21 protein-coding genes and 4 tRNA genes are annotated in these 23,632 nt (G+C 56.9%); 6 read left to right on the top strand and 19 right to left on the bottom strand.

The window, feature by feature from the left end; genetic code table 11:
- Nucleotides 1-74: 74 nt before the first annotated feature.
- The 5 genes from yigB to IM314_RS18900 are packed head-to-tail and all read right to left on the bottom strand — an operon-like array spanning nt 75 to nt 3,457.
- Entirely contained in the window at nt 75-791 is a 717-nt protein-coding gene (yigB, locus tag IM314_RS18920) for a 5-amino-6-(5-phospho-D-ribitylamino)uracil phosphatase YigB (RefSeq protein WP_028014792.1), read from the bottom strand.
- Nucleotides 791-1,693, bottom strand: coding sequence for a tyrosine recombinase XerC (gene xerC / locus IM314_RS18915; RefSeq protein ID WP_041911832.1), 903 nt, complete (start codon nt 1,691-1,693; stop codon nt 791-793). The genes yigB and xerC overlap by 1 nt, the downstream gene beginning before the upstream one ends.
- A complete protein-coding gene (locus IM314_RS18910; protein WP_028014794.1) occupies nt 1,690-2,397 on the bottom strand; it encodes a DUF484 domain-containing protein in 708 nt (235 codons plus the stop codon). The genes xerC and IM314_RS18910 overlap by 4 nt, the downstream gene beginning before the upstream one ends.
- Complete coding sequence (dapF, locus tag IM314_RS18905) at nt 2,394-3,218, bottom strand: diaminopimelate epimerase (protein ID WP_041911831.1); 825 nt, start codon at nt 3,216-3,218, stop codon at nt 2,394-2,396. Before dapF ends, IM314_RS18910 begins: the two co-directional genes overlap by 4 nt.
- A gap of 35 nt (nt 3,219-3,253) precedes the next feature.
- Nucleotides 3,254-3,457: a lipoprotein gene (locus tag IM314_RS18900; protein ID WP_041911830.1), complete on the bottom strand. Its 204-nt coding sequence runs from the start codon at nt 3,455-3,457 to the stop codon at nt 3,254-3,256.
- Nucleotides 3,458-3,592: 135 nt separating this feature from the next.
- Between IM314_RS18900 and cyaY the strand changes: the two genes are divergently transcribed.
- On the top strand, nt 3,593-3,913 hold the full coding sequence (gene cyaY, locus IM314_RS18895) for an iron donor protein CyaY (RefSeq protein WP_041911829.1): 321 nt from the start codon (nt 3,593-3,595) through the stop codon (nt 3,911-3,913).
- Between the two features lie 41 nt (nt 3,914-3,954).
- Here the strand turns inward: cyaY and cyaA are convergent, their stop codons facing one another.
- Nucleotides 3,955-6,498 (bottom strand): class I adenylate cyclase, encoded by a 2,544-nt coding sequence (cyaA, locus tag IM314_RS18890; protein WP_045260994.1) that lies wholly within the window; start codon nt 6,496-6,498, stop codon nt 3,955-3,957.
- 350 nt (nt 6,499-6,848) lie between these two features.
- Here cyaA and hemC point away from each other — a divergent pair, with 350 nt between their 5' ends.
- The 5 genes from hemC to IM314_RS18865 all read left to right on the top strand — a co-directional run bounded on the left by hemC (nt 6,849) and on the right by IM314_RS18865 (nt 12,322).
- Nucleotides 6,849-7,790 carry a hydroxymethylbilane synthase gene (gene hemC, locus IM314_RS18885; protein WP_193359250.1) on the top strand — a complete coding sequence of 314 codons (942 nt, stop codon included), beginning with the start codon at nt 6,849-6,851 and terminating at the stop codon, nt 7,788-7,790.
- The gene (gene hemD / locus IM314_RS18880) at nt 7,787-8,527 is read left to right on the top strand and encodes a uroporphyrinogen-III synthase (RefSeq protein ID WP_045631336.1); all 741 of its coding nucleotides are present in this window, start codon (nt 7,787-7,789) and stop codon (nt 8,525-8,527) included. The genes hemC and hemD overlap by 4 nt, the downstream gene beginning before the upstream one ends.
- A 20-nt stretch (nt 8,528-8,547) precedes the next feature.
- Complete coding sequence (gene hemX, locus IM314_RS18875) at nt 8,548-9,735, top strand: uroporphyrinogen-III C-methyltransferase (RefSeq protein ID WP_041911826.1); 1,188 nt, start codon at nt 8,548-8,550, stop codon at nt 9,733-9,735.
- Nucleotides 9,736-9,737: 2 nt separating this feature from the next.
- Nucleotides 9,738-10,937, top strand: coding sequence for a protoheme IX biogenesis protein HemY (gene hemY, locus IM314_RS18870; protein ID WP_028014802.1), 1,200 nt, complete (start codon nt 9,738-9,740; stop codon nt 10,935-10,937).
- A gap of 173 nt (nt 10,938-11,110) precedes the next feature.
- Nucleotides 11,111-12,322, top strand: a complete 1,212-nt coding sequence (locus IM314_RS18865; protein ID WP_047362651.1) for a hypothetical protein — start codon at nt 11,111-11,113, stop codon at nt 12,320-12,322.
- A gap of 506 nt (nt 12,323-12,828) precedes the next feature.
- Here IM314_RS18865 and IM314_RS18860 read toward each other — a convergent pair.
- From IM314_RS18860 to wecB, 13 genes are all read right to left on the bottom strand, one after another.
- Nucleotides 12,829-12,905 (bottom strand) — tRNA-Pro (locus IM314_RS18860).
- A 46-nt stretch (nt 12,906-12,951) separates the two neighbouring features.
- A tRNA-Leu gene (locus tag IM314_RS18855) sits at nt 12,952-13,037 on the bottom strand.
- A gap of 21 nt (nt 13,038-13,058) precedes the next feature.
- Nucleotides 13,059-13,134, bottom strand: a tRNA-His gene (locus tag IM314_RS18850).
- A 68-nt stretch (nt 13,135-13,202) separates the two neighbouring features.
- A tRNA-Arg gene (locus IM314_RS18845) sits at nt 13,203-13,279 on the bottom strand.
- A gap of 102 nt (nt 13,280-13,381) precedes the next feature.
- A complete protein-coding gene (locus tag IM314_RS18840) occupies nt 13,382-14,767 on the bottom strand; it encodes an amino acid permease (protein WP_193359249.1) in 1,386 nt (461 codons plus the stop codon).
- A gap of 197 nt (nt 14,768-14,964) precedes the next feature.
- Complete coding sequence (gene wecG, locus IM314_RS18835; protein WP_045631338.1) at nt 14,965-15,705, bottom strand: lipopolysaccharide N-acetylmannosaminouronosyltransferase; 741 nt, start codon at nt 15,703-15,705, stop codon at nt 14,965-14,967.
- 12 nt (nt 15,706-15,717) lie between these two features.
- Nucleotides 15,718-17,070 carry an ECA oligosaccharide polymerase gene (gene wzyE, locus IM314_RS18830; protein WP_028014806.1) on the bottom strand — a complete coding sequence of 451 codons (1,353 nt, stop codon included), beginning with the start codon at nt 17,068-17,070 and terminating at the stop codon, nt 15,718-15,720.
- A complete protein-coding gene (locus IM314_RS18825) occupies nt 17,067-18,146 on the bottom strand; it encodes a TDP-N-acetylfucosamine:lipid II N-acetylfucosaminyltransferase (RefSeq protein ID WP_041911821.1) in 1,080 nt (359 codons plus the stop codon). Before IM314_RS18825 ends, wzyE begins: the two co-directional genes overlap by 4 nt.
- A complete protein-coding gene (wzxE, locus tag IM314_RS18820; RefSeq protein ID WP_193358001.1) occupies nt 18,143-19,393 on the bottom strand; it encodes a lipid III flippase WzxE in 1,251 nt (416 codons plus the stop codon). Before wzxE ends, IM314_RS18825 begins: the two co-directional genes overlap by 4 nt.
- A gap of 1 nt (nt 19,394) precedes the next feature.
- A complete protein-coding gene (gene rffA / locus IM314_RS18815) occupies nt 19,395-20,525 on the bottom strand; it encodes a dTDP-4-amino-4,6-dideoxygalactose transaminase (protein WP_041911819.1) in 1,131 nt (376 codons plus the stop codon).
- A gap of 4 nt (nt 20,526-20,529) precedes the next feature.
- Nucleotides 20,530-21,207 (bottom strand): dTDP-4-amino-4,6-dideoxy-D-galactose acyltransferase, encoded by a 678-nt coding sequence (gene rffC / locus IM314_RS18810; protein ID WP_193359248.1) that lies wholly within the window; start codon nt 21,205-21,207, stop codon nt 20,530-20,532.
- On the bottom strand, nt 21,204-22,466 hold the full coding sequence (gene wecC, locus IM314_RS18805; protein WP_048959807.1) for a UDP-N-acetyl-D-mannosamine dehydrogenase: 1,263 nt from the start codon (nt 22,464-22,466) through the stop codon (nt 21,204-21,206). The genes rffC and wecC overlap by 4 nt, the downstream gene beginning before the upstream one ends.
- On the bottom strand, nt 22,463-23,593 hold the full coding sequence (wecB, locus tag IM314_RS18800; protein WP_028014812.1) for a non-hydrolyzing UDP-N-acetylglucosamine 2-epimerase: 1,131 nt from the start codon (nt 23,591-23,593) through the stop codon (nt 22,463-22,465). The genes wecC and wecB overlap by 4 nt, the downstream gene beginning before the upstream one ends.
- Nucleotides 23,594-23,632 lie beyond the last annotated feature (39 nt).

Raw genomic sequence — 23,632 nt, 5'->3', positions numbered from 1 at the left:
GCACCGTCACGTCATGTCGGGCAGGCGAAGAGCATTCGCCAAAACCCTGTTAATTTATACAGAAAAATTGATGATTATATCAGCGTCGTGAGGGATGCCAACCGCGAAATTTCCACGTGCGGCAGAAGACGGCTGTCTGTTGCGGTCATCAGCTCCGCATTTTCTGGCTTGATCCAGCAGGCCTGCATGCCGCAGCGGATGGCACCCGCCACGTCGGTGGTCAGGTCATCGCCCACGTGCAGGATCTCACCCAGCGGCAGGTTAAGCTTCTCCGCTGCCAGATGGTACATGTCGCTGAACGGCTTCGCGCGCCCGTGCGGACCCGCGCGCAGCACGAATTCAAAATAATCGCTGAGGCCAAACAGCTCCGGCTGGGCATTGCCGTTGGTGATGGCCACCAGCGGCCACTTTTCGGCAAGCTTCGCCAGCGTGTCGTGGGTTTCCTGCGGCACGTCGATGCGGCTACGCCATTTGGCGAAGTTTTCCATTGCCGCTTCGGCACCGACGGCGGCATCCTGTGCGCTCAGACCCGCGTTCAGCATCGCCTGCTCAACCGCGCGACGACGCCATTCGGTCACGTCGTGGTAAATGTCCGGCTCGGTCTCCCGCAGGGACTGACGCAGCTTCTGGAAATCCTTGTTCTGCATCGCCTTCAGCGCGGGATGGTAGTTCTGCACAAACGCCAGCGACTCCTGCTCGGTACGCAGGATCACCTCGCGGTTGTCATAAAGGGTGTCATCAAGGTCAAACGTCAGGGCTGAGATCTGACCGAGTGGGCGGTAAAAACGCATTATTTCCCCCGTTTGGCGCGTGGATGCGCCGCGTCATACACCGAGGCAAGGTGTTGGAAGTCTAAGTGGGTGTAGATTTGAGTGGTCGACAGATTCGCGTGGCCAAGCAGTTCCTGTACGCCGCGCAGATCGCCGCTCGATTCCAGCATGTGTGTCGCAAAAGAGTGGCGCAGCTTGTGGGGATGCACGTGGCTGTTCAGCCCCTGCTTGATGCCCCACTCCGCAAAGCGCTTCTGCACGTTACGCGCGGAGATCCGCTTGCCGAGCTTTGATAAAAACAGCGCATCCTCTTCCGCGCCAAACAGGCCGCGCAGATCCAGCCAGTGCTCAATCCAGGAGACGGCGTTGCGGCCAATCGGCAGGCGGCGCTCTTTGCTGCCCTTGCCCATCACCCACACTTCGCCGGATTCCAGATCGAGATGCTTTAAGTCGAGGTTCACCAGTTCGGAGAGACGCAGGCCCGCACCGTACATTACCTCCAGCATCGCGCGGTCGCGCACGGCCAGCGGATCGTTCAGATCGATATCCAGCAGGCGGTTTACGTCGTCGACGTCAATATTTTTCGGCAGATGGCGCGGGGCTTTTGGCGTGGCGATCCCTTTTGCCGGGTTAGCTTTCAGCTTGCCCTGGCTGACCAGCCAGTCGAAAAAGCTGCGCAGGGCAGAGAGCCGGAGCGCAAGGCTCGCCGGGCTAAGGTTTTTTTTACGGCTACGCACGACGAACCCGCGTACCGTGGCGGCGTCACATTGTTGCCAGCTTTTCAGGCCGATTTCTTCGGCAATCTGCATGATGGCATCAAGCTGACGCTGATAGTTAAGCAGCGTAATGGGGCTGAGCTGGCGCTCAACGCCCAGATAGCGCAGAAACCGGGTGACGTCAGTGGCGAGCAGTCCGTCCGTCATACGCGTTCAATCCAGCGCTCCAGCAGCTCGGGCAGCATCAGGGCGATCTCCTGCAGCAGGTGCGTGGCTTGCCCCTGCTCATAGTGGTGCGCGTCGCGGCTGGTAAATAATATTACCCCCAGGTCGCCATCGCGCCCCATCAGCGACATCGCCACCGAGCCAATCGCTTTGGCTTCCGGCAGCACTACCAGCAGCTCAGGTCCGTTCAGCGGCCCCAGATAGTGATGCTCATGACCCAGGCGCTGAATGCGCAGCGGTTCAAACGCCTGACGGCTGAGCGCCAGATGGGTAAAGCCGGACGGCGCGCCAATGCGCCAGCGGTCAGGGAACAGACGAATCGTTGCGCCCGCCAGCCCCAGCTCGCGCGCCCAGCGATGGAAGCGGCTGAGAAACTCTTCAAGGCTGTGCGCCGAGGCCAGACGCGCCTGCAGGTGCAGAAGGCGATAGAACAGGCTTTCGTTGGTGCTGGCCTGCTCCATCAGCAGCGTCATGTTCTCTTCAAGCTGGTTGATGTGGTTACGCGAGCGCGCCATGTGCCATTCGACCAGCGACACGGTCCCGCGAACCGGATGCGGCACGCGCATTCGTTCGACGACGCGTGCATTGCGAATAAAAAACTCAGGATTGTTCAGCAGATAATCAACAACAGCGCTGTCGTCCAGTTCCGTCACTGTTTCCTGCAGTTCTTCCCCTGGTTGTTTCATAGATGGATAAACCCGTCATAAACATGTGTCGCCGGGCCAGTCATGTACAGTGGATGACCCGCTCCTTTCCAGGCGATATCAAGACGACCGCCCGGTAATTCCACGCGAACCTCTTCTGCCAGTAACCCCTGTGAGATACCGACGGCCACCGCCGCACAGGCGCCGCTTCCGCAAGCCTGGGTTTCGCCCGCGCCGCGCTCGTAAACCCGCAGACGGATGTGTTCACGCTTCACTACCTGCATAAAGCCGATGTTCGCCCGCTCCGGGAACCGCTCGTGGCTCTCCAGCACCGGACCGAGCGTTTCGACCGCCGCGGTTTCCACGTCATCCACCTGAATCACGCAGTGCGGGTTACCCATCGAGACAACGCCGCACAATACTGTCTGCTCGGCCGCCCGCATAATATAGGTCTTTTCCGCTTTGTTTGCGCGAAACGGCACGGCGGAAGGCTCGAAGTTAGGCTCGCCCATATTGACGCGCACCAGCTCATCGTCGGTAACGCTGAGCACCATACGACCGTTGGCGGTACTGACGCGGATATCGCGCTTATTGGTGAGCCCTTTCAGGCGGACAAAGCGGGCGAAACAGCGCGCGCCATTGCCGCACTGGTTAACCTCACTGCCGTCAGCGTTGAAAATACGGTAGTGGAAATCGAGGTCAGGATCGTAGGGCGGCTCAACCACCAGCAGCTGATCGAACCCCACGCCCACGTGCCGATCCGCCAGGCGGCGGATCAGTTCCGGGGAGAAAAACACATTCTGCGTTACCGCGTCGACGACCATAAAATCGTTGCCAAGGCCATGCATTTTAGAGAACTGCATCATTTGCTCCATTGCGCGGGTACAGAACGTTGTCGTCAGAGGTTAACCTGAGTCGGACCGCCATTATCGCCACGATCGTTAGTCTTTGGCGTGGAAGACTCGATGCCGCTGTTAACCGGTTTTGTCGGCGGCGGCGCGGTTTTATCCGCAGGCGGGAAGTAGAGTGGTCCCTTCAGTCCGCAGCCGGTCAGGCTAAACAGCGTGATGAGAACGGCAAGCGTTCGGAAAGCGTTTTTCATTATAAAGTTGCCCGTAAGTTCAAATCTGTTTCTATCATCGCAGGAGAAGACACAAAAGCAAGAGTTTGCCGCTTTCCTGCAACGGGAATTATTTAGCGTTATACTGCCGCCATCACGAAAAACAGGAACAAAACCATGAACGACAGTGAATTCCATCGCCTTGCCGACACCCTGTGGATGACCATCGAAGAACGTATCGACGACTGGGACGGCGACAGCGATATCGATTGTGAAATCAACGGCGGCATTCTGACCCTGAGCTTCGAAAACGGCAGCAAAATTATTATTAACCGTCAGGAGCCGCTTCACCAGGTGTGGCTGGCGGCCAAACAGGGCGGTTATCACTTTGATTTGAAGGGTGACGAGTGGGTTTGCGATCGCAGCGGCGAAACGTTCTGGGATCTGCTGGAACAGGCGGCGACCGCGCAGGCGGGCGAGGAAGTGCGTTTCAGGTAGTTTCTGTGCCGGGTGGCACTGCGCTTACCCGGCGAAAAGCCTCAGGAGAAATACTGCTGCAACAGCGGTGCAGTATCCTGATTCGCAGGCGCCGCAGGGGTAATCGCCTGCGTGCGGAACGGGATCACCTGCGCTCGGCCATCCACGTTCACAATCTGGTAGAACTGCGGCAGGTTGAAGTTGATAAAGCTGGAACCGTAGGTGAAACGGTCATGCGAGGAAGAGTAGAAGCGGCTGACGTCGCGCACCAGCTCCTCTTTGCTGCCTTCACAGTGGTGATACACCTCGGCGCGGTTGGTCTCATCCAGAATGTAGATGTTGAACCCGGCATCGTCGCCCGACTCTTCAAAGAAGAACTGAATAATCCCTTCACTGGCAAAGCCATCCACCACCTGCGGCAGCTTGACGTGGTTGGTTTCCACCTGAACCGACAGGCCGTGCAGCTTGTTGTGTGAAATCGCGCCGTAGAACTCGATAGCGTTTTCCAGCTTCTGCACCGACACGTTCAGACGCTCGAAGAACAGGCCCCACGTCTGCCCGGAGACGCGCAGCGCTTTAAAGCGCCCGGTTTCCTGGCGGGTGCTGGAGAGACGCAGTTCGATGCATTCAGACACCAGCTGCTGCACGCGAGTACGAATTAAACCGCGAAGGTGCTGGCTGTAGCAGAACACTTCCACGCTGTCCGGCGGCGCGGCGTCCTGGTGCATCTTGCCGAGAATGGTTTTCAGCGCTTCAATCATCGCCTGCTCGCCGTTGAAGTGCAGGGTACGCACTTCGTTCCACGAGTTGCGGTACAGCAGGTCTACGCTGCCCACCAGGCAGTTTTGCTGCTCGCCAAAGCTGAAGACGTCCAGCTTGCGGAAGTCAAAATGGACCACCTGATTGCGGAAGGCCGCCGTCGGGTCGTATTCCAGGTTGACGATGATCGCCAGATGGCGAATCTCACACGGGCTGTAGAGCGCTTTTGGCGTTGGGGCAGGCAGACGCAACGGGAAGTGGTGCGACACATCCGCCACCATCTCCTGCAGCTTGGCTAAATCGACCACCTCGTTGCCCTTGATAAACAGGCGCGTGCGCGAGGTCAGCAGGCCGTTAAACCAGGCCCAGGCCACCAGCTTATTCAGATAGCGGTTATATTCCAGCGGCTGATGGCTGATGATGGAATCCATGCTTGGCGCACGGTTGTACAGATACCACCCGGTGCGGTTCGCGCGGCCCGGCGGCACATAGATAAAGGTCAGGTTTGGTTCAGACAGGTCAGGCGAAATCTGCGGGTTAACCAGGGTCACTTTGCCCGGCAGCGCTTCAAACGCGGCGTACAGCTTGCGGGTTAACACCCCGATATCCTGCGGGCTGGCGGAAACGCTGAGGTTGTTGCGGCGCGCAAAGCGGATCAGATTACGGTAGCTTTGCATCATCGCATCGAGCAGTTCGTTGTGTGCTTCACGCACCTGATCGATTTTCCAGTTGGCCCGGTTGTCGAGCATGGACAGACGCGCTTCGTCCCATCCCCACTCTTTTACTAACTGACTGACCACTTCACGACGCCAGCCCACGCAGGCGCGCTCGCGGCTCAACTTCTCACAGACTTTGAGATAGAAACATCGACGCACCAGGTCAAGACGCGTGGTGTCATCAATGGCTTTCAGGTATTCGGTTACGCGCTCCAGCATCATGCAGTAAGCGTCCAGCCCGAAGGAGACGATCTCCCCGTCGTGCAGGCGCTGCTTGATGTCTTTCGCCAGCAGGCGCGGCGTAGGGTATTCCCAGGAGTAGGCTTCGAGCAGCAGGGTTTTGAGTACCGCTTTGTACGGTGAATCAATACTCTTATAGAGCTGCCAGAGGCTTGCGCCGAAGTACTCTTCGGCAGACAGGGAGCTCAGGCCGCCCAGATCAAGCCACTCGTTAGGCGTCAGTACGCCCTGCGAGTAAAGCGACATGACGTAATCGTCATAATTCTCTTCTTCATCGCACGGCACCATATTCCACAGAATACGTTTCCCGGCCAGGCGAACGGCAGTACGGTAAAACTCATCCAGCAACAGAATGTGCTGGGTCGAGCCGCAGTCCTCACCACCCAGACTGCCGCTTTCGTTATGGCGGAAACGGTTTTCATCAATCAGGAAGAAGCTCACTTCCACGCCGAGCGATGCCGCCCAGCTCTCCAGCAGGCTGCATTTACGCTGCAGCAGCTGGCGCTCTTCGTTGTCGAGCCAGGACTGATGGCAGACCCAGATGTCCAGGTCCGAAGAACAGCTTTGCCCTACCGATGAGGTGCTCCCCATGGAGTAAACGCCGGTAATCGGCAGTTCACCTTTCGGAGAAACCTGAGGCGGCATGCCGCGGTAGAGTTCCAGCTCGTTCAAATAATGCTGTTGGGTTTCATCAGGCGTGAAGAGGCAAATGCCCTGGGGAACGTTACCATCAAGGTAGCCAGGCATTAGCGGGTGATGATAGTGCAATAATGTCGGCAGCAGACTGTATACCTGCTGGAAAGCAGGGCCCATGGCAGCAAGCGCGCGATCCACGCGCAGTTGATTTATGGCATCCAGTCTCTGTTTCAGAGTCTCAATATAGAGGTACAAGACGTATCGCCTGATGTTTCCGGGTGTCGTAAGCTATTCAAAACACGAATAACAGCGAGCCCGCAGTATTTCAAAAAGATAACCGTTACCCTTTTTTCGCCCTTGTCATTATGGTGGTACCGACGAAAAAATGGTCTAAAACGTGATCAATTTAACACCTTGCCGGTTGACCGTAAAGAAAGATGCGCTACATACAAGTGTAGCACCGTTCTGTACGTGTAAATTCCTGAATACGGCTATGGCTGACGAATACGCCGCCTTGTCCCTCTCACGCTTCATCAACCGTAAAACTGCCATCCCAGAGTCAACAATGTTAGGATGGTTAGCGATTGATAATGACGGTAACAAGCATGTTAGACAATGTTTTGAGAATTGCCACACGCCAAAGCCCTCTCGCGCTCTGGCAGGCACATTATGTTAAGCAGCGCCTTGAAGCCTGCCACAGTGGATTGCGCGTCGAGCTGGTGCCGATGGTCACGCGCGGTGACGTGATTCTGGATACGCCGCTGGCGAAAGTGGGCGGCAAGGGCCTGTTTGTCAAAGAGCTGGAACTGGCATTGCTTGAGAACCGCGCCGATATCGCCGTACATTCGATGAAAGACGTGCCCGTCGAGTTCCCGGAAGAGCTGGGGCTGGTGACCATCTGCGAGCGCGAAGATCCGCGTGACGCGTTTGTCTCGAACCACTATGACTCGCTCGACGCGCTGCCGGCGGGTAGCGTGGTTGGCACGTCCAGTTTACGCCGTCAGTGTCAGCTGGCGGAGCGTCGTCCTGACCTTATCATCCGCTCGCTGCGCGGTAACGTTGGCACGCGTCTGGGCAAGCTGGATAACGGCGATTACGATGCCATTATTCTTGCCGTTGCAGGCCTGAAGCGCCTGGGGCTGGAGGAACGCATTCGCGTGGCGTTGCCGCCAGAGCTGTCGCTGCCGGCCGTCGGACAGGGCGCCGTCGGCATTGAGTGCCGTCTGGACGATGCGCGCACCCGCGAGCTGCTCGCTCCGCTGAACCATGACGAGACCGCAACCCGCGTAAAAGCCGAGCGGGCGATGAATACTCGCCTCGAAGGCGGGTGTCAGGTGCCGATTGGCAGCTATGCTGAATTAACAGACGGTGAACTGTGGCTGCGTGCGCTGGTGGGCGCGCCGGACGGTTCACAGATGGTGCGCGGCGAACGTCGCGGCAAGCCGCAGGATGCCGAAGCGCTTGGCGTGTCGCTGGCGGAAGAGCTGCTGAATAACGGCGCACGTGAAATTCTGGCCGAGGTCTATAACGGAGAACCCCCTGCATGAGTATTCTTGTCACCCGCCCTTCTCCCGCAGGAGAGCAGTTAGTGAGCCGTCTGCGCGCACTGGGGCAGGTGGCCTGGAGTTTTCCGCTAATTGAATTCTCCCCCGGTCGGGAGCTCTCTGCGCTCGCCGACCAGATGAATACTCTTCAGGAAGGCGACCTGCTGTTTGCGCTATCGCAGCATGCCGTGGAATTTGCCCATGCGCAGCTGCAACAGGCGGGAACACGCTGGCCGACCGCTCCGCGCTATTTCGCTATCGGCAGAACCACCGCGCTGGCCTTACATACCGTGAGTGGAACAGACGTTCGCTACCCGTTGGATCGGGAAATCAGCGAAGTCTTGCTACAATTACCTGAATTACAAACTATTGCCGGAAAGCGCGCGCTCATTTTGCGCGGCAACGGTGGCCGCGAACTGCTGGGTGAAACGCTGCGGGAACGCGGGGCTGACGTCACGTTTGTTGAGTGCTACCAGCGCTGTGCGAAACACTACGACGGTGCAGAAGAGGCGATGCGCTGGCACGCGCGCGGTATTAATACGCTGGTGGTCACCAGCGGTGAAATGTTACAACAGCTTTGGTCGCTGATACCGCGTTGGTATCGCGAAAACTGGTTACTCCGCTGTCGACTTCTGGTCGTCAGTGAGCGTCTGGCGAACCTCGCCCGGGAACTGGGCTGGCAGGATATTCGGATCGCTGATAACGCCGACAACGATGCGCTGCTGCGCGCATTACAATAACTCTCAAATGGGAAGCCATAATGACGGAACACGAAAAATCCTCCGCCGTGGTTGAAGAGACCAGGGAGACTGTGGAGACAACGCCACAGCCAGAGACGACTGAGAAAACCGCTGAGAAGAAAAACGGCAGCAATAAAACCAGCCTCGCGCTGAGCGCGATTGCCATCGCCATTGCGCTGGCAGCAGGCGTCGGCCTGTATGGTCTGGTAAAGCAACAGAGTGCTAACCAGACGGCCACCAGCGATACGCTGGTCAATCAGCTTACCTCCCTGCAAAAAGCGCAGGAAACGCAGAAAACCGAGCTGGAAGCGGTGATTAAGCAGCAGGCCGCCGCGCTTGCCGAGGCGAACAGCAAACAGGAAGAGCTGACCAAACAGCTGGGCGAAGTACAGCAGAAAGTCGCCACGATCTCCGGCACCGATGCCAAAACCTGGCTGCTCTCGCAGGCCGATTTCCTCGTCAAACTCGCCGGGCGTAAGCTGTGGAGCGATCAGGACGTGACCACCGCCGCCGCGCTGCTGAAAAGCGCCGATGCGAGCCTGGCCGACATGAACGATCCGAGCCTCATCACCGCGCGCCGTGCGATTACCGAAGATATCGCCAGCCTCTCCGCCGTTTCACAGGTGGATTACGACGGCATTATCCTCAAGGTGAACCAGCTTTCGAATCAAATAGATAACCTGCAGCTGGCGGATAACAATGACGACGACTCCCCGATGGACTCTGACGGTACCGAGCTGTCCAGCTCCCTGAGCGAATGGCGCATAAACCTGCAGAAAAGCTGGCAGAACTTTATGGACAGCTTCATCACCATCCGCCGTCGCGATGAAACCGCCGTACCGCTGTTAGCGCCGAATCAGGATATCTATCTGCGCGAAAACATCCGTTCCCGCCTGCTGGTCGCGGCGCAGGCCGTGCCGCGCCATCAGGAAGAAACGTACAAACAGGCGCTGGATAACGTCTCGACGTGGGTACGCGCCTACTACAACACCGATGATGCAACGACCACCGCCTTCCTCGAAGATATCGACAAGCTGAGCCAGCAGAACATCACCATGAACGTGCCGGATAAACTGGCCAGCCAGCCGATTCTGGAGAAGCTGATGCAGACGCGCGTGCGTAACCTGCTGGCGCAGCCGGGCGTTCCGGCCGGGCAGACCGGCACAGCGGCGGCACCAGCGCCAGAAAGCGCGCCACAGGGAGAGTAATGATGCTAAAAGTCCTTTTACTCTTCATCCTGCTGATCGCCGGGATCGTCCTGGGCCCGATGCTTGCGGGTCATCAGGGATACGTCCTGATCCAGACCGATAACTACAACATTGAAACCAGCGTAACGGGTCTGGCGATCGTTCTGATCCTCGGCGTCGTGGTCCTGCTTGCCGTTGAATGGATCCTGCGCCGTATTTTCCGCACCGGTGCCCATACCCGCGGCTGGTTCGTTGGCCGTAAGCGCCGCCGCGCCCGTAAGCAAACGGAACAGGCACTGCTAAAGCTGGCCGAAGGCGATTACCAGCAGGTTGAAAAGCTGATGTCGAAAAACGCCGACCACGCGGAACAGCCGGTGGTGAACTATCTTCTGGCCGCCGAAGCGGCGCAGCAGCGCGGTGATGAAGCCCGCGCTAACCAGCATCTGGAACGCGCGTCAGAACTGGCGTCTGGCGACCCGATCCCAGTGGAAATTACCCGCGTCCGCCTGCAGCTCGCGCGCAATGAGAACCACGCGGCGCGCCACGGCATTGACCGTCTGCTGGAAATCGCACCGCGTCATCCGGAAGTCCTGCGCCTTGCGGAGCAGGCCTATATTCGTACCGGAGCGTGGGGCTCGTTGCTGGACATCATTCCGTCGATGGCGAAGGCCGAGGTGGGTGATGATGAACATCGTGATGAACTTCAGCGTCTGGCATGGATTGGCCTGATGGATCAGGCGCGCGCCGACCTGGGCAGCGAAGGCCTGAAAACCTGGTGGAAGAACCAGAGCCGGAAAACGCGCCAGCAGGTCCCCCTGCAGGTGGCCATGGCGGAACATCTTATTGAATGTGACGATCATGACACCGCCCAGGAGATCCTTCTCGACGGCCTGAAGCGCCAGTACGACGATCGCCTGGTCATGGTGATCCCGCGCCTGAAAACCAATAACCCTGAGCAGGTCGAAAAAGTGCTGCGCCAGCAGATCAAAACCGTCGGTGATCGTCCGCTGCTGTGGAGTACCCTGGGCCAGTCGCTGATGAAGCACGGCGAATGGCAAGAGGCGAGCCTGGCCTTCCGTGCGGCACTGAAACAGCGTCCGGACGCGTTTGACTACGCGTGGCTTGCCGATACGCTGGACAAACAGCATAAGCCAGAAGAGGCGGCCGCTATGCGGCGCGATGGGCTGTTGCTGACGCTGCAAAATAACGGTAACCCGCAATAAATAAAAAAGGAGGCCAGACGGCCTCCTTTTTTTATCGCCTTTCTCCTGCTACATTCTTTACACCCACATCTGCAAACGAACCCGCCAATGTAACGATGTCTTTTCATTAACCTTTTTTCACACACGCGCACTTTCTGCAGCGTGGATTAAATCGTTTTTGAAAGGAAATCTTCATGAACTCGCTTTTGTATGCGCTTATTGAAGCGCTGCGCTGCCACCGCTGGCTGCGCCTGCTTGCCTGTGCTTTTATCTTTTCTTCGCTGGGAAATGGTTTAACCCAGGTCGTGGTCTTTGGTTTACTGTTAGCGTGGTCGGCTCCGCCCGCCCTGCTCACCCTCGCTTTTCTTTTCGCAACGGTTCCGGGATTCATCGGCAGCGCGATCGGCGAAAAGCTGTGCTCGCGCTATTCTCCAGTATTCCTGCTGATACTGACCGAGGGGCTGGGATTGTTCGCCCTACTCTTCCCCCTGCTCGGTGCGGGTTATCACAGCATTGCCTCGCTACTCGCCGTGCAATCCACCGAAGCGCTGCTCAGCGGGATGAGCTGGCCCGCGCTGACATTGCTCTTTAAACGCGGACTTAGCGAAACAGAGCTGCCTGCTGCAACCTGTCTGGAAAATGTGACTTTTGCTTCTCAGGTGTTATTAGGTACTGGACTCGGCGTGGTGCTATTCAAGCAGACCTCCGTGTTTACCTTGCTGGCTATTGATGCCGCCAGTTTTCTCGGGTCGCTGCTGCTGCTGTGGCTGGCTGGGCGCCGGTTTTCTGCTCCATTGCTACCTCTCCCCGGTGAAGAGGCAGCCCCCGCGCCACTGCGCTGGCGGACGTTGACCGTTCGGCAAAAGCGCAGCCTGCTCATTTTGCCGGCGCTGGCGGCCGTCGGCTCACCGGCTATGGCGCTACTTCCGGCCCTGGCGCAGCAGCTCCATCCTCAGGATGCGGCGGGCCTTGCTCTGCCTCTGCTTTTCGCAAGGAGCATGGGGCAACTTTGCGGCCCCATGCTGCTAAAAAAAGAGAGCCTGACGCGCTTTGCCGTCCACACGCCGCGAATCATCGTTTGTCTCGGTATTTTTCTTGCCGCTTATGGAATGCTGCCGTTGCTGTCCGGGTGGATGGCATGTGCGCTGGGGATGATCTTTATCGCGCATCTGGCCTCAAACGTTCTCTTCGCAGCCGGCACTTTTGGCGTACTCAGCAGTTTTCATATCACGCAAACCGCGTCAGCCAGCGGTAAAGCCTGGCGCTGGCAAACGCTCAGCGCCTCGCTTTTCACCGGCATTACAGCGATAGTGGCTGTTGGGCTTGGCTCAGTGCTGGCGCTCTATACGGTCTCGTCAGCCGCCCTGCTGTTGGTCGCCCTGATCATGCGTGGGTATCGGGAATAAGACATAAAAAAACGCCTGCTATAAAAGCAGGCGTTAAAACAGGTCTGTAAGACAACATATTTGGTGCTTCACTCAACGTTATGTCCATGGTGTCTGATGAGGCCGAAGCGACATCTGTCAGTGGACGATAAGCACCGTAAATGGCTCTGCGTCATTCCTGAGTTTATGAGGCACTAAGGCGAACATAAGAGATGGAATGAGCATCTACGCGTATATTATTGCACGTTACGTGCCAGATTTACACGCAGAACTTTTACATGGCGCAACATTTTAAGATAAAAGGAAATTATGCTGTTAAGTCGCATCTGAAGCTTCATAGCGTATCGGCAAAAGCAGAAATATGTCGCCAGGAAGAGACAGTAAATCCCACAAATAATTATTTATCTTATTTTCAATGACTTGCATGTCACTGAATCGCGACAATGATAAAGGGTGCTTTCTGGAGATAACGACAGGGGAGAAAACTTACAGAAAACAAAAAACCCCGCCGAAGCGGGGTTCAAAATTGGTCGGCGAGAGAGGATTCGAACCTCCGACCCACTGGTCCCAAACCAGTTGCGCTACCAAGCTGCGCTACTCGCCGATGTACTGCTTTTTTGAATTTTTAGTTCAATTCATTTAAAAAGTCGTGGTGCGAGGGGGGGGACTCGAACCCCCACATCCTAAGGACACTAACACCTGAAGCTAGCGCGTCTACCAATTCCGCCACCTTCGCAATTCACAACTCTTTCAATAATGGGGTGGCTAATGGGATTCGAACCCACGACAACTGGAATCACAATCCAGGGCTCTACCAACTGAGCTATAGCCACCACTGTATTCTTTCACGCGGTACTGACTACTTCTCAGACCACCGCAGCTCTAGCGCCGGGAACTAAAATGGCGCGCCCGACAGGATTCGAACCTGAGACCTCTGCCTCCGGAGGGCAGCGCTCTATCCAGCTGAGCTACGGGCGCTTAGCGCCGTTGCGGGGCTGGATATTACGTACCTCCGTCCCCGCTGTCTAGTGCTTTTTTGAAAAAAATGCGCGTTTGGTTATGGTTTGCACATTTTGCCGCTTATTCCTCCACTTTCTGCGTAGTGGCACGGCGACCCAGGCCAAAAAGCTTATACGCGGCCGTCACTGCCGCCAGGAAGATCAGTCCGACAAACAGCGACATGCGGGTATCTTCATTAAAGTACATTCCAATTAATACGCAAATCAGGAACGCCATCGTCAAATAGTTCGCATACGGGAAAAGGATCGAGCGGAACGGATGGCTGGCGATCGCTTTTTTATGCGCATGGCGAAAACGCAGCTGGCTGATGAGGATAACAAACCACGGCACCATGCCCGGCAGCACGCTGGCGCTGTAGACGTAAACAAACACGCGCTGCGGATTAGGGATGATGTAATTCAGGCAGGAGCCAATCAGCAGGATGACAATGGAGACCGCGACGCCCGCTACCGGCACGCCAGCACGTGAGACTTTACTCATTGCCGCAGGCAGCTGGTTATTTTTCGAGAGCGCGTAGAGCATACGGCCACAGCTGTACATCCCGCTGTTACAGCCTGACAGCGCTGCCGTCAGGACCACAAAGTTGATGATACCCGCTGCTGCTGTAATCCCAATCTTCGCAAAGGTTAATACGAACGGGCTCCCCGTCGTGCCGATTTCGTTCCACGGGAAGATGGTCACAATAACGAAGATTGCGCCCACGTAGAAAATCAGGATGCGCCAAAGCACTTTGCCCACCGCGCTACGCAGCGTAACCTGCGGTTTTTTCGCTTCCCCGGCGGTAATCCCGATCAGCTCCACGCCCTGATACGAGGCCACAACAATACACAGCGCCGTCAGGAAGCCCTTCCAGCCGCCGGCGAAGAAGCCGCCATGTTCAGTCAGGTTGCCAAAGCCGATGGCGTGTCCGCCGTTGCCAAAGCCATAGAAAATCACGCCCAGGCCAATAACAATCATCACGATGATGGTGGTTACTTTGATCATCGCAAACCAGAACTCGATTTCACCGTAAAGGCGCACGGCGGCCAGGTTTGCCAGCGCCACCAGCCCCACGGCAATGAGTGCCGGTATCCACTGGACCATGTCCGGGAACCAGAACTGGACGTAAACCCCTATGGCGGTGATTTCAGAGATGCCCACCGCCATCCACATAAACCAGTATGACCAGGCCGTCAGGTAGCCGAAGAACGGGCTCATATAGCGGTGTGCGTAAACGGCGAAGGAACCGGTCACCGGCTCCAGAAAGAGCATTTCGCCCATTGAGCGCATGATGAAGAAAACAAACAGCCCGGCGATGATATACGCCAGTAATACGGAAGGGCCTGCCCATTTGAGGGTGCTTGCGGAGCCCATAAACAGGCCAACGCCGATAGTGCCGCCCAGCGCTATCAGTTCGATATGACGAGCTTCCAGCCCACGCTGTAGCTCCGGTTGTTTCTCTGCCATAGATCCTCGATTGTGTTTGCTGTTTCCCGGCTTAACACCGGTTATTGTTTTTTAGGGGTACTTAAATACGGTGCGAATGGTTTCTTAAAATCGGCCAAATGGCAAACGATGCATTAAAAAAATGAATGCATTGCACAAATTATCAGCAGCTTTGCAGGTGAGTTGCAGCGCGAACAGCATATCGCGCTACATTTTGATTACATCTTACCGGTATAGTGCCAGGTGAGGTAGCGAAGCAGTCGAATCTGTCGTTTAATGCGGGTGGGTTGGGAGAGCAGGCGGTAGAGCCACTCCAGCCCCATATTTTGCCAAATCTTCGGCGCGCGCTTCACGTGGCCGGTAAAGACATCGTAGGTGCCGCCGACGCCCATATAAAGCGCATCCGGGCAGACCAGACGGCAGTCGCGCATCAGGATCTCCTGGCGCGGGGACCCCATCGCCACGGTGACGATTTTTGCCCCGCTGTCGCGCACGCGGGCAAACAAAGCCTGCTGGTCTTCAGGCTTGAAGTAACCATTCTGGCTACCAACAATATTAACATTCCATTGACGACGCAGTTTCTCTTCGGTCTCGGCCAGCACCTCAGGCTTACCGCCAATCAGGAACACCGGCGTACCCTCCGCACCAGCGCGGGCCATAAGCTGCTCCCAGAGATCGGCACCCGCCACGCGAGATACATTAGCGTCAGGATATTTTTTACGGATAGAGCGGACCACGCTGATACCGTCCGCGTATTTAAATTCAGCCGCTTCTATCAGGCTTTTGACTTCGGCGTTATCTTCCACCGCCAGCATCTTTTCCGCATTGATAGCGACCAGCGTACCGGATTTCATCTGCCCGTCGGCGAACAGAAAATCCAGCGCGTGCTGCATGTCGCGCCAGCCAATCAGCTGCAAACCACGAAGCGCATAGCGCGGTGCAGAAGTTTTATCAGTCATTACTTTCCCTACTCAGACTTGCGACAGCGTTGTGCTGCCCTGTGGCTCACGCTTGTGCACAAGCCCTGCGCTGTCGAACAGCCAGTACAACAGTTTGGCCAGTAACAGGCAGATGCCAAAAACGACCATGAAGAACACCACGCGCGAAACGAACGAGTCCAGCCCCTCGCGCGCCAGAACGATCATATTGAAAATGGCACCAAAGCAGAAACTGTGCAAAATGGCCGCTTTATAGCGGTTGGTCTCTTCGTTACCGCGCACGTAAAGCCAGTCAAACCACTTAATAATCAACCCTACGACAAACGCGCCCGGCAGGATAAACCAGCCTCCCCCCATCACCACCAGGGAACCAATCAAGGTTGGCGAGATCGCCAGGCCCGAATGGTTGTTCAGCACTTCCCAGGTAAAATAGTTCGCGGTATTGAGTACTACGCCAGGGCGGTCCGGCCAGAGCCAGCTCGGGATAAAGACGTAGAAATCGCGCACAATCGGCGCCAGCCCCTGGAAATCAATCTTGTCGTAGTTTTGCAGCAACAATGCCAGGTTTTCCCACGGCGAGAAGGTGTCGCGCGTCAGGTAGAGGAACGTGTAAAACGCCTCGTCGCCCGCCACGTTCATCCCGTAGCGCTTCAGCGCCAGCCAGAACATCCCCACAATGCCAAATACCCCTGCCGCAACCAGCATCCACAGCGAGATCCAGCCGCGGATGATGCCGATGAACAGGAAGATAGCGAAAGCGATGATAATGTTGGCACGCGTACCGCCCACGATCATGTAGGTCAGGATACCGAACGCAACCGTACTGACCAGGAAGAACAGCCACGCCTTGCTGTCCTGGCGAAGGAAGAAGATCACCAGCATCGCCGGGATGAAGAAATAGAAGAATCGCTTAAGCGCCACGCCTGAGACTTCAGCCGAAAAAATCTGGCTGTAGGAGTGGAGCTTAAACAGCAGGAAGCCGTTATGCATGAAGAAGATGCCGACGCTGACCAGGGCGATCGTCATGAGCATCACCCACGTCAGATGGGTCTCCACCCGGTTCATGGTAAAGAGCGCCCGACGCGGGGCAGCGGCCTGCGCTGGTCGCAGACGCGTTTTATAGGTGACGTAGTAAACACCATAGAAGCAGGTCGCCGCCAGCAGGGCCTGGAGAAGAATTTCCGGCGGCGCGACGCTCACGTCAAAACGGAAGACCAGAATGCTGGTCAGCGGGAAGCCGAAGAAGAAGGTCAGCAGAAACAGCAACGAGAAGAATACGTTAAAGTTGAAGCGCACCCGGCGGAACTCAAACCAGGTGAGCGTGGCGATAAATAGCGTGCTCAGAAGCCAGACAACCAGTAAGCCGCTAAACTGCAACTGACTCATGCGTTGTCTCCTGAAGCGATACGCAGCGCGCGGTGCCACGGCGTGAGGTAATTCGGGCTGAAAAAGTCGATGCTATTTTTATCCACCAGCGTGAGCTGGCGTTGTGCTTCACGTACCACTTCGACATTCAGCGCGTCTGAGGTGAACAACACCGGAATATGCTGCTCGGCCATATCCTGCCAGAACGGGTTTTCACGATTAAGCACGCACGGTACACCCGCCTGAATCAGCAGGCACAGCGTACCAATCCCCTGCTGGCGAGCAAAGATGAAATAGCCGAGATCGCATTTTCGCAGCAGCGCAAGATAATCATCAAACTCCAGCTTTTCGCTGAGAATGTGCAGATTTTCTTCGCTGAATAACGCAAGCCCCTGCTGGCGAACCTCATCAATGTAGGCGTCGTTGTTGGCCGGATAACCCATCGGCACCACCACGTTCACCGTATCGCCAAACTGCTGGTGTACCGCCCGGAGCGCGGCGACATGTTCGTTACTGCGGTCGCCGGAATTCCCCACCAGCACCGTCAGCTTGCCTTCGCGAACCGCGTCATTCGCCATGGTGTTCAGCGCCGGATCCATACGGGTTGGGAAATAGAGTAGCTCACCGCGCACATTAGGGTGCTGCTTCGCAAAATAATTCAGATCGCCACGGGTGGCAAAAACGCGGCCCACCCTTCCCTGCGCCATGCGACGCAGCGGATAGAAAAGACGGAATTTCCAGCCGCGCGAGACTTCGTAGAGATCGGCTCCCCAGATATGCCAGCTGCACTGGGAGGGTTTAATTCCCCCGCTGAGCAGAGCCAGCCACAGGCCGGTATTGAACTGCCCGTGGAAAAAGAAACGTTGCTCACGATCCGCTTTGGCTTTGGCAATAACCGCCTTCGCCAGGGTAGCTTTATCCGGCCAGAAGGTGATTGTCAGCGCCGGAAACGCCGCGCTCAGGCCATTATCCTGACCTGCAACCATAAACTCGCGCGCATCAGGATTGCCCGATGCCAGCTCGTCGTTGAAGAACCGCAAAACGGTCTGGTTATGGTGTGGGATATCTGATCCCAGGATGTGAATCAGTGCAGTCATGCGCGTTTACGCCACAATAAAAATACGCCGCAGCAGGCAGCGAAATAAACGATATAGGTTGCCATGTAGGCCTGAGCCGCCCCCAGCGCACCGTGCGCGGGTATCAGCCAGTGTGAAAATGCTGTCAGCAATGCAAACTGGCTAACCTCCGCGAGGATATACAGCCGCAGCGAGGCTTTCGCAATCACCAGATAGCCGAAAACGTAAGCACCCACTTTCAGCACATCACCCACCAGTTGCCAGGCAAAAAGATCGCGCATGGCGGTAAACTTCGCCGAGAACAGCAGCCAGATGGCGACATCACGCAATAACCAGACGGTCAAACTGGCCGCCGCCACTGCGGGTAATACAAAACGCAGGGAGCGGAAAATTTCGCGGGTAATATCCTGCCTGGACGTCAGACGCGATAAGGTTGGCAGCAAATAAACGCTAAAGGAAGCCGTTATAAACTGGAGGTAAGCATCGGAAATACTGCTTACGCCCTGCCAGATCCCCACCTCATCCCAGCTGTAATGCGCCGCCAGCAGGTTTCGCATCATCACGTAGGCCACCGGCAGCGTGACGGAAGTAATGAGCGCCATCAGGGTAAACTTACCCAGCTGGCTGGCAAGCACCTTGTCCCATTGCGGTTTCAGGTAGCTCAGAGGAATAACGCCCTGGCGCATCAGCATGAACGCCGCAGGCACAACAACCAGTGCCGGGACCAGCGCCAGCCCAAGCAGTGCGCCTTCATAGCCGCCCAGGCGGTAGCAGAAATAATAGGCAATCACGCCGATGACGCTACCCAGGATGAGCGCAAGCGCGTTCCCGGCTGCATCGCGAAAACCTTTCATCAGCGCCAGCAGCAGGTTGGCCCAGGCAATGCCCATCTGGACCAGCGCGACCAGACGCACCAGCCCCTGATAATGGGTGTGCCCGAACAATCCCTGGCTAATGGGCGCCGCGGCCAGCAGAAACACCATCGCCAGCAGGGTCGAAAAGCCCGTGACCATTGCCGACGCGGTGCCCACTACCCTGCGAAGCTGGGCCGCATCATCATGATACTGAGCAACGTATTTGGTTACGCCGTTGAAGATTCCGGCACCGGCCAGCACCCCAAGGACGGTAACAAGCTGGCGGAAGTTGCCCGCCAGCCCGACGCCTGAGGGGCCGAATGAGACGGCCAGCAGCTTGACGACCAGCAGTCCGGCACCAATTTTTACAAGCGTGGACGCGGCGGTCCACACCGATGCTTTTGCCAGAGACATATCAGCCGAAATAGCTCAGAAGGGTATTGATCACCGTACGCTGGTTAACTGGCGCGAGGTTGAAGAACAGTGGCAGGCGAAGCAAACGCTCACTTTCTTTCGTGGTGTAACGGTCTTCACCTGCGAACATCCCAAACGCTTCGCCCGCTGGGCTGGAGTGCAGCGGAATATAGTGAAAGACCGCCATAATTTCGGCCTCTTTCAGCCAGGCGATGAGCTGGCTGCGATCGTCGTTATCGCGCAGCTTGATGTAAAACATGTGGGCGTTGTGGACGCAATCGGCCGGAATGGTTGGCAGCTCAATGCGTCCGGCTTTTGCCAGCGGCTCAAGCGCATCGTAATAGGTTTGCCACAGGGACAGGCGCTGGAGATTAATTCGCTCTGCCGCTTCCAGCTGTGCCCACAGGTACGCTGCCTGCAGGTCGGCCATCAGATAGCTTGAGCCGATATCGCGCCAGGTGTACTTATCAACCTGACCGCGGAAGAATTGGCTGCGGTTGGTGCCTTTTTCACGGATCACTTCCGCACGCTCAACCAGCGCACGATCGTTAATCAGCGTCGCACCGCCCTCACCGCCGGCAGTGTAGTTTTTCGTTTCGTGGAAGCTGAAGCAGCCGATGTGGCCGATAGTGCCCAGCGCGCGCCCCTTGTAGGTGGACATCACGCCCTGCGCGGCATCTTCTACCACAAACAGGTTGTGCTTTTTGGCGATTGCCATGATGGTGTCCATTTCACAGGCCACGCCCGCGTAGTGAACCGGCACAATCGCACGCGTTTTGTCGGTGATCGCCGCTTCAATCAGCGTCTCATCAATGTTCATGGTGTCCGGGCGGATATCCACAAAGACGATTTTCGCTCCGCGCAGGACAAATGCATTCGCGGTAGAGACGAAGGTATAGCTCGGCATGATCACTTCATCACCGGGCTGGATATCCAGCAGCAGGGCCGCCATTTCCAGCGATGCCGTGCAGGACGGGGTCAGCAGCACTTTAGCACTGCGAAAACGCTGCTCCATCCACTGCTGACAGCGACGGGTAAAACCACCGTCACCGCAGAGTTTGCCGCTGCCCATGGCAGACTGCATATAGTCGAGCTCGGTTCCCACGACGGGTGGTGCGTTAAATGGAATCATCTTGTCACCTGTATAACCAGTAGGCGGTGGCGTCGATGTTGGCACCACTCGCAATATAACGTTTAAGCGCGGCGGTGTTGCCCACCTGGGTCGCCACCCGCAGCGTCTTAACCTGCTGCAGCTGCGCCCAGTGCAGCGCCGCCTGCATGAGTTTCTCCCCCATGCCGCGCCCGGCTAATAAGCCAATACGCGCCTCGCGCTCGTTAAGCTTGCGCAGCGAGACAAATCCCTGGATCTGGCCGTTCGCTGCACGGAAAATCAGGCAGACGTGGTCAAAGGTACCTTTGACCGCATTCTCTACCCACTGGGCATAGAAACGTCCGCTATCGTCAGGCGCATACCAGGGCGTGCGAAAGCGGCTCTGCGCAAACGCCCGGGCCGCCATCTGGCGCAGCACAGGAATGTCCTGTTCCGTTGCAATTTCCGCGCCGGACGCATCGTGCCGGGTGAGGGTGATGGAAAGGTCTACCTCGCCTTCAACCAGTTGAAAACCGTGTTGCTGGAGCGCGTCAAGCAGGTCGGCACGGTCCGCCGGGATCTTAGCCTGCACGCGCTGCCAGGCGCTGAAGTCCACTTCCTGCAGAGCGGGCGCATTCTCGCGCCAGCGGACTATCGCCGAGGGGCGGGCAAAAAATGCGCTTTCCCACTCAAGGGATTCCAGCACGCCGTGGAGTGCACTCAACGCCAGACGCCTTTCGTATCAACCACATACTGCTGACGCACTGCATCACCGGACGTCGCTTTAAACTCTTTATGGTCCACCAGCAGCACCAGCACGTCCGCCGTCGCCAGCGCGTCATTGAGCGTCGTCAGCGTGCAGTGCCCCGCCAGTTTTGCCGGCAGTTCATGAATATTTGGCTCGACCACCAGCGTTTCGCCCTTATGCCATTCGGCAATCATCTCAGCAATTTCCATCGCCGGGCTTTCACGCAGATCGTCAATATTGGGTTTAAATGCCAGACCAAAGCAGGCAATTTTCAGCTCGCTGGCGCGCTTGCCGCTCTCTGCCAGACAATCCGCTACCGTCGCTTTAACCTGATTCAGTACCCAGTGAGGTTTGCTATCGTTCACTTCACGCGCGGTGCGAATCAGGCGCGCCTGCGCCGGGTTCTGCGCCACAATAAACCACGGATCGACGGCGATACAGTGACCGCCCACCCCTGGGCCAGGCTGGAGAATGTTGACGCGCGGATGGCGATTCGCCAGGCGGATTAACTCCCAGACGTTAATCCCCTGATCGGCACAGATCAGCGACAGTTCGTTTGCGAAGGCGATGTTAACGTCACGGAAGCTATTTTCCGTCAGCTTGCACATCTCGGCGGTGCGGGAGTTGGTTACCACGCATTCGCCTTCCAGGAAAATCTTGTACAGCGCGCTGGCGCGTTCAGAACAGACCGGCGTCATACCGCCTATCACCCGGTCGTTTTTAATCAGTTCGACCATCACCTGCCCCGGCAGCACGCGCTCCGGGCAGTAGGCGATGTTGATATCCGCCTGCTCACCGGCCTGCTGTGGGAAGCGTAAATCAGGACGCGCATCGGCCAGCCACTGCGCCATCTGCTCGGTAGCGCCGACGGGAGAAGTCGACTCCAGAATTACCAGCGCCCCTTTCTTCAGCACGGGGGCAATAGATTTTGCCGCCGCCTCGACGTAGACCATATCGGGCTCGTGGTCGCCTTTAAAGGGCGTTGGAACGGCAATCAGGTAGGCATCCGCTTCCACTGGCGTCGTGCTGGCGCGCAGGAAGCCGCCATCAACCGCCTCTTTCACCACGCGGTCAAGATCGGGCTCCACAATATGAATTTCGCCACGATTAATGGTTTCTACCGCACGTGCGTTGATATCCACACCAACAACCTGCTTTTGACGGGAGGCGAATGCCGCCGCAGTAGGCAGGCCAATGTAGCCAAGACCAATGACAGAGATGGTAGTAAAACTCATAGCGATACCCGATTGTGTTTAAGTGCTTGCAAAATACGGCCACAAGCCTGCCCATCTCCGTAGGGATTGTGGGCCCGGCTCATCGCCTGATACGCTTCATCGTCGTGTAGCAGCCGCGTGACCTCTTCGACGATGAGCTGTGCGTTGGTGCCGACAAGACGCACTGTCCCGGCTTTAACCGCTTCCGGACGTTCAGTGGTTTCACGCATCACCAGCACCGGCTTGCCAAGAGAGGGCGCTTCTTCCTGAATCCCACCGGAATCGGTGAGGATCAGCCAGGCGTGGTTCATCAGCCAGACAAACGGCATGTAGTCCTGCGGTTCAATCAGCAGGACGTTTTCGACGTGGCCCAGGATGCGGTTGACCGGCTCGCTGACGTTAGGGTTAAGGTGTACCGGATAGACAATTTGCACATCGTCGTTCTGCGCGGCGATTTCAGCCAGCGCGTGACAGATTTGCTCAAAGCCCCGACCAAAGCTTTCGCGACGGTGGCCAGTGACCAGAATGGTTTTTTTGCCGTTATTCAGGAAAGGATAGCGGGCAGCGAGTTCTTTCTGCAGATCGCTGTTTGCCAGCACGCGATCGCGTACCCAAATCAACGCGTCAATGACCGTATTGCCGGTAACAAAGATGTTGTTATCGGCGACATTTTCACGCAGCAGGTTCTGGCGAGAGTTCTCGGTTGGCGCAAAATGGTACATCGCCAGATGCCCGGTAAGCGTACGGTTGGCCTCTTCCGGCCACGGAGAATAAAGATTGCCGGTGCGCAGACCCGCTTCAACATGGCCGACGGGAATACGCTGGTAAAACGCGGCCAGGCTTGTTGCCATCGTCGTCGTGGTATCCCCGTGCACCAGCACGACGTCGGGCTTGAATGACTCCAGGATCGGCTTGAGATCCTGCAGAATGCGGCAGGTTATTTCCGTCAATCCCTGTCCCGGCTTCATAATATTAAGGTCGTAATCCGGGACGATGGAAAAGAGGGTTAGGACCTGATCGAGCATCTCACGGTGCTGGGCCGTGACGCAGACCTTCGCTTCAATATCAGGATCGCTGGCCAGCGCATGAACCAGAGGCGCCATCTTAATGGCCTCCGGCCTGGTGCCAAATACGGTAAGTACTTTCACATCGATTCTCTTCGATTAGGCGATGAAGGCCGCAGCCTT

Source organism: Enterobacter cloacae complex sp. P42RS (assembly GCF_014930595.1).
GTDB lineage: Bacteria > Pseudomonadota > Gammaproteobacteria > Enterobacterales > Enterobacteriaceae > Enterobacter > Enterobacter bugandensis.
The sequence above is the reverse complement of the archived record's forward strand: the minus strand, read 5'-3'. Positions and strand labels throughout refer to the sequence as shown.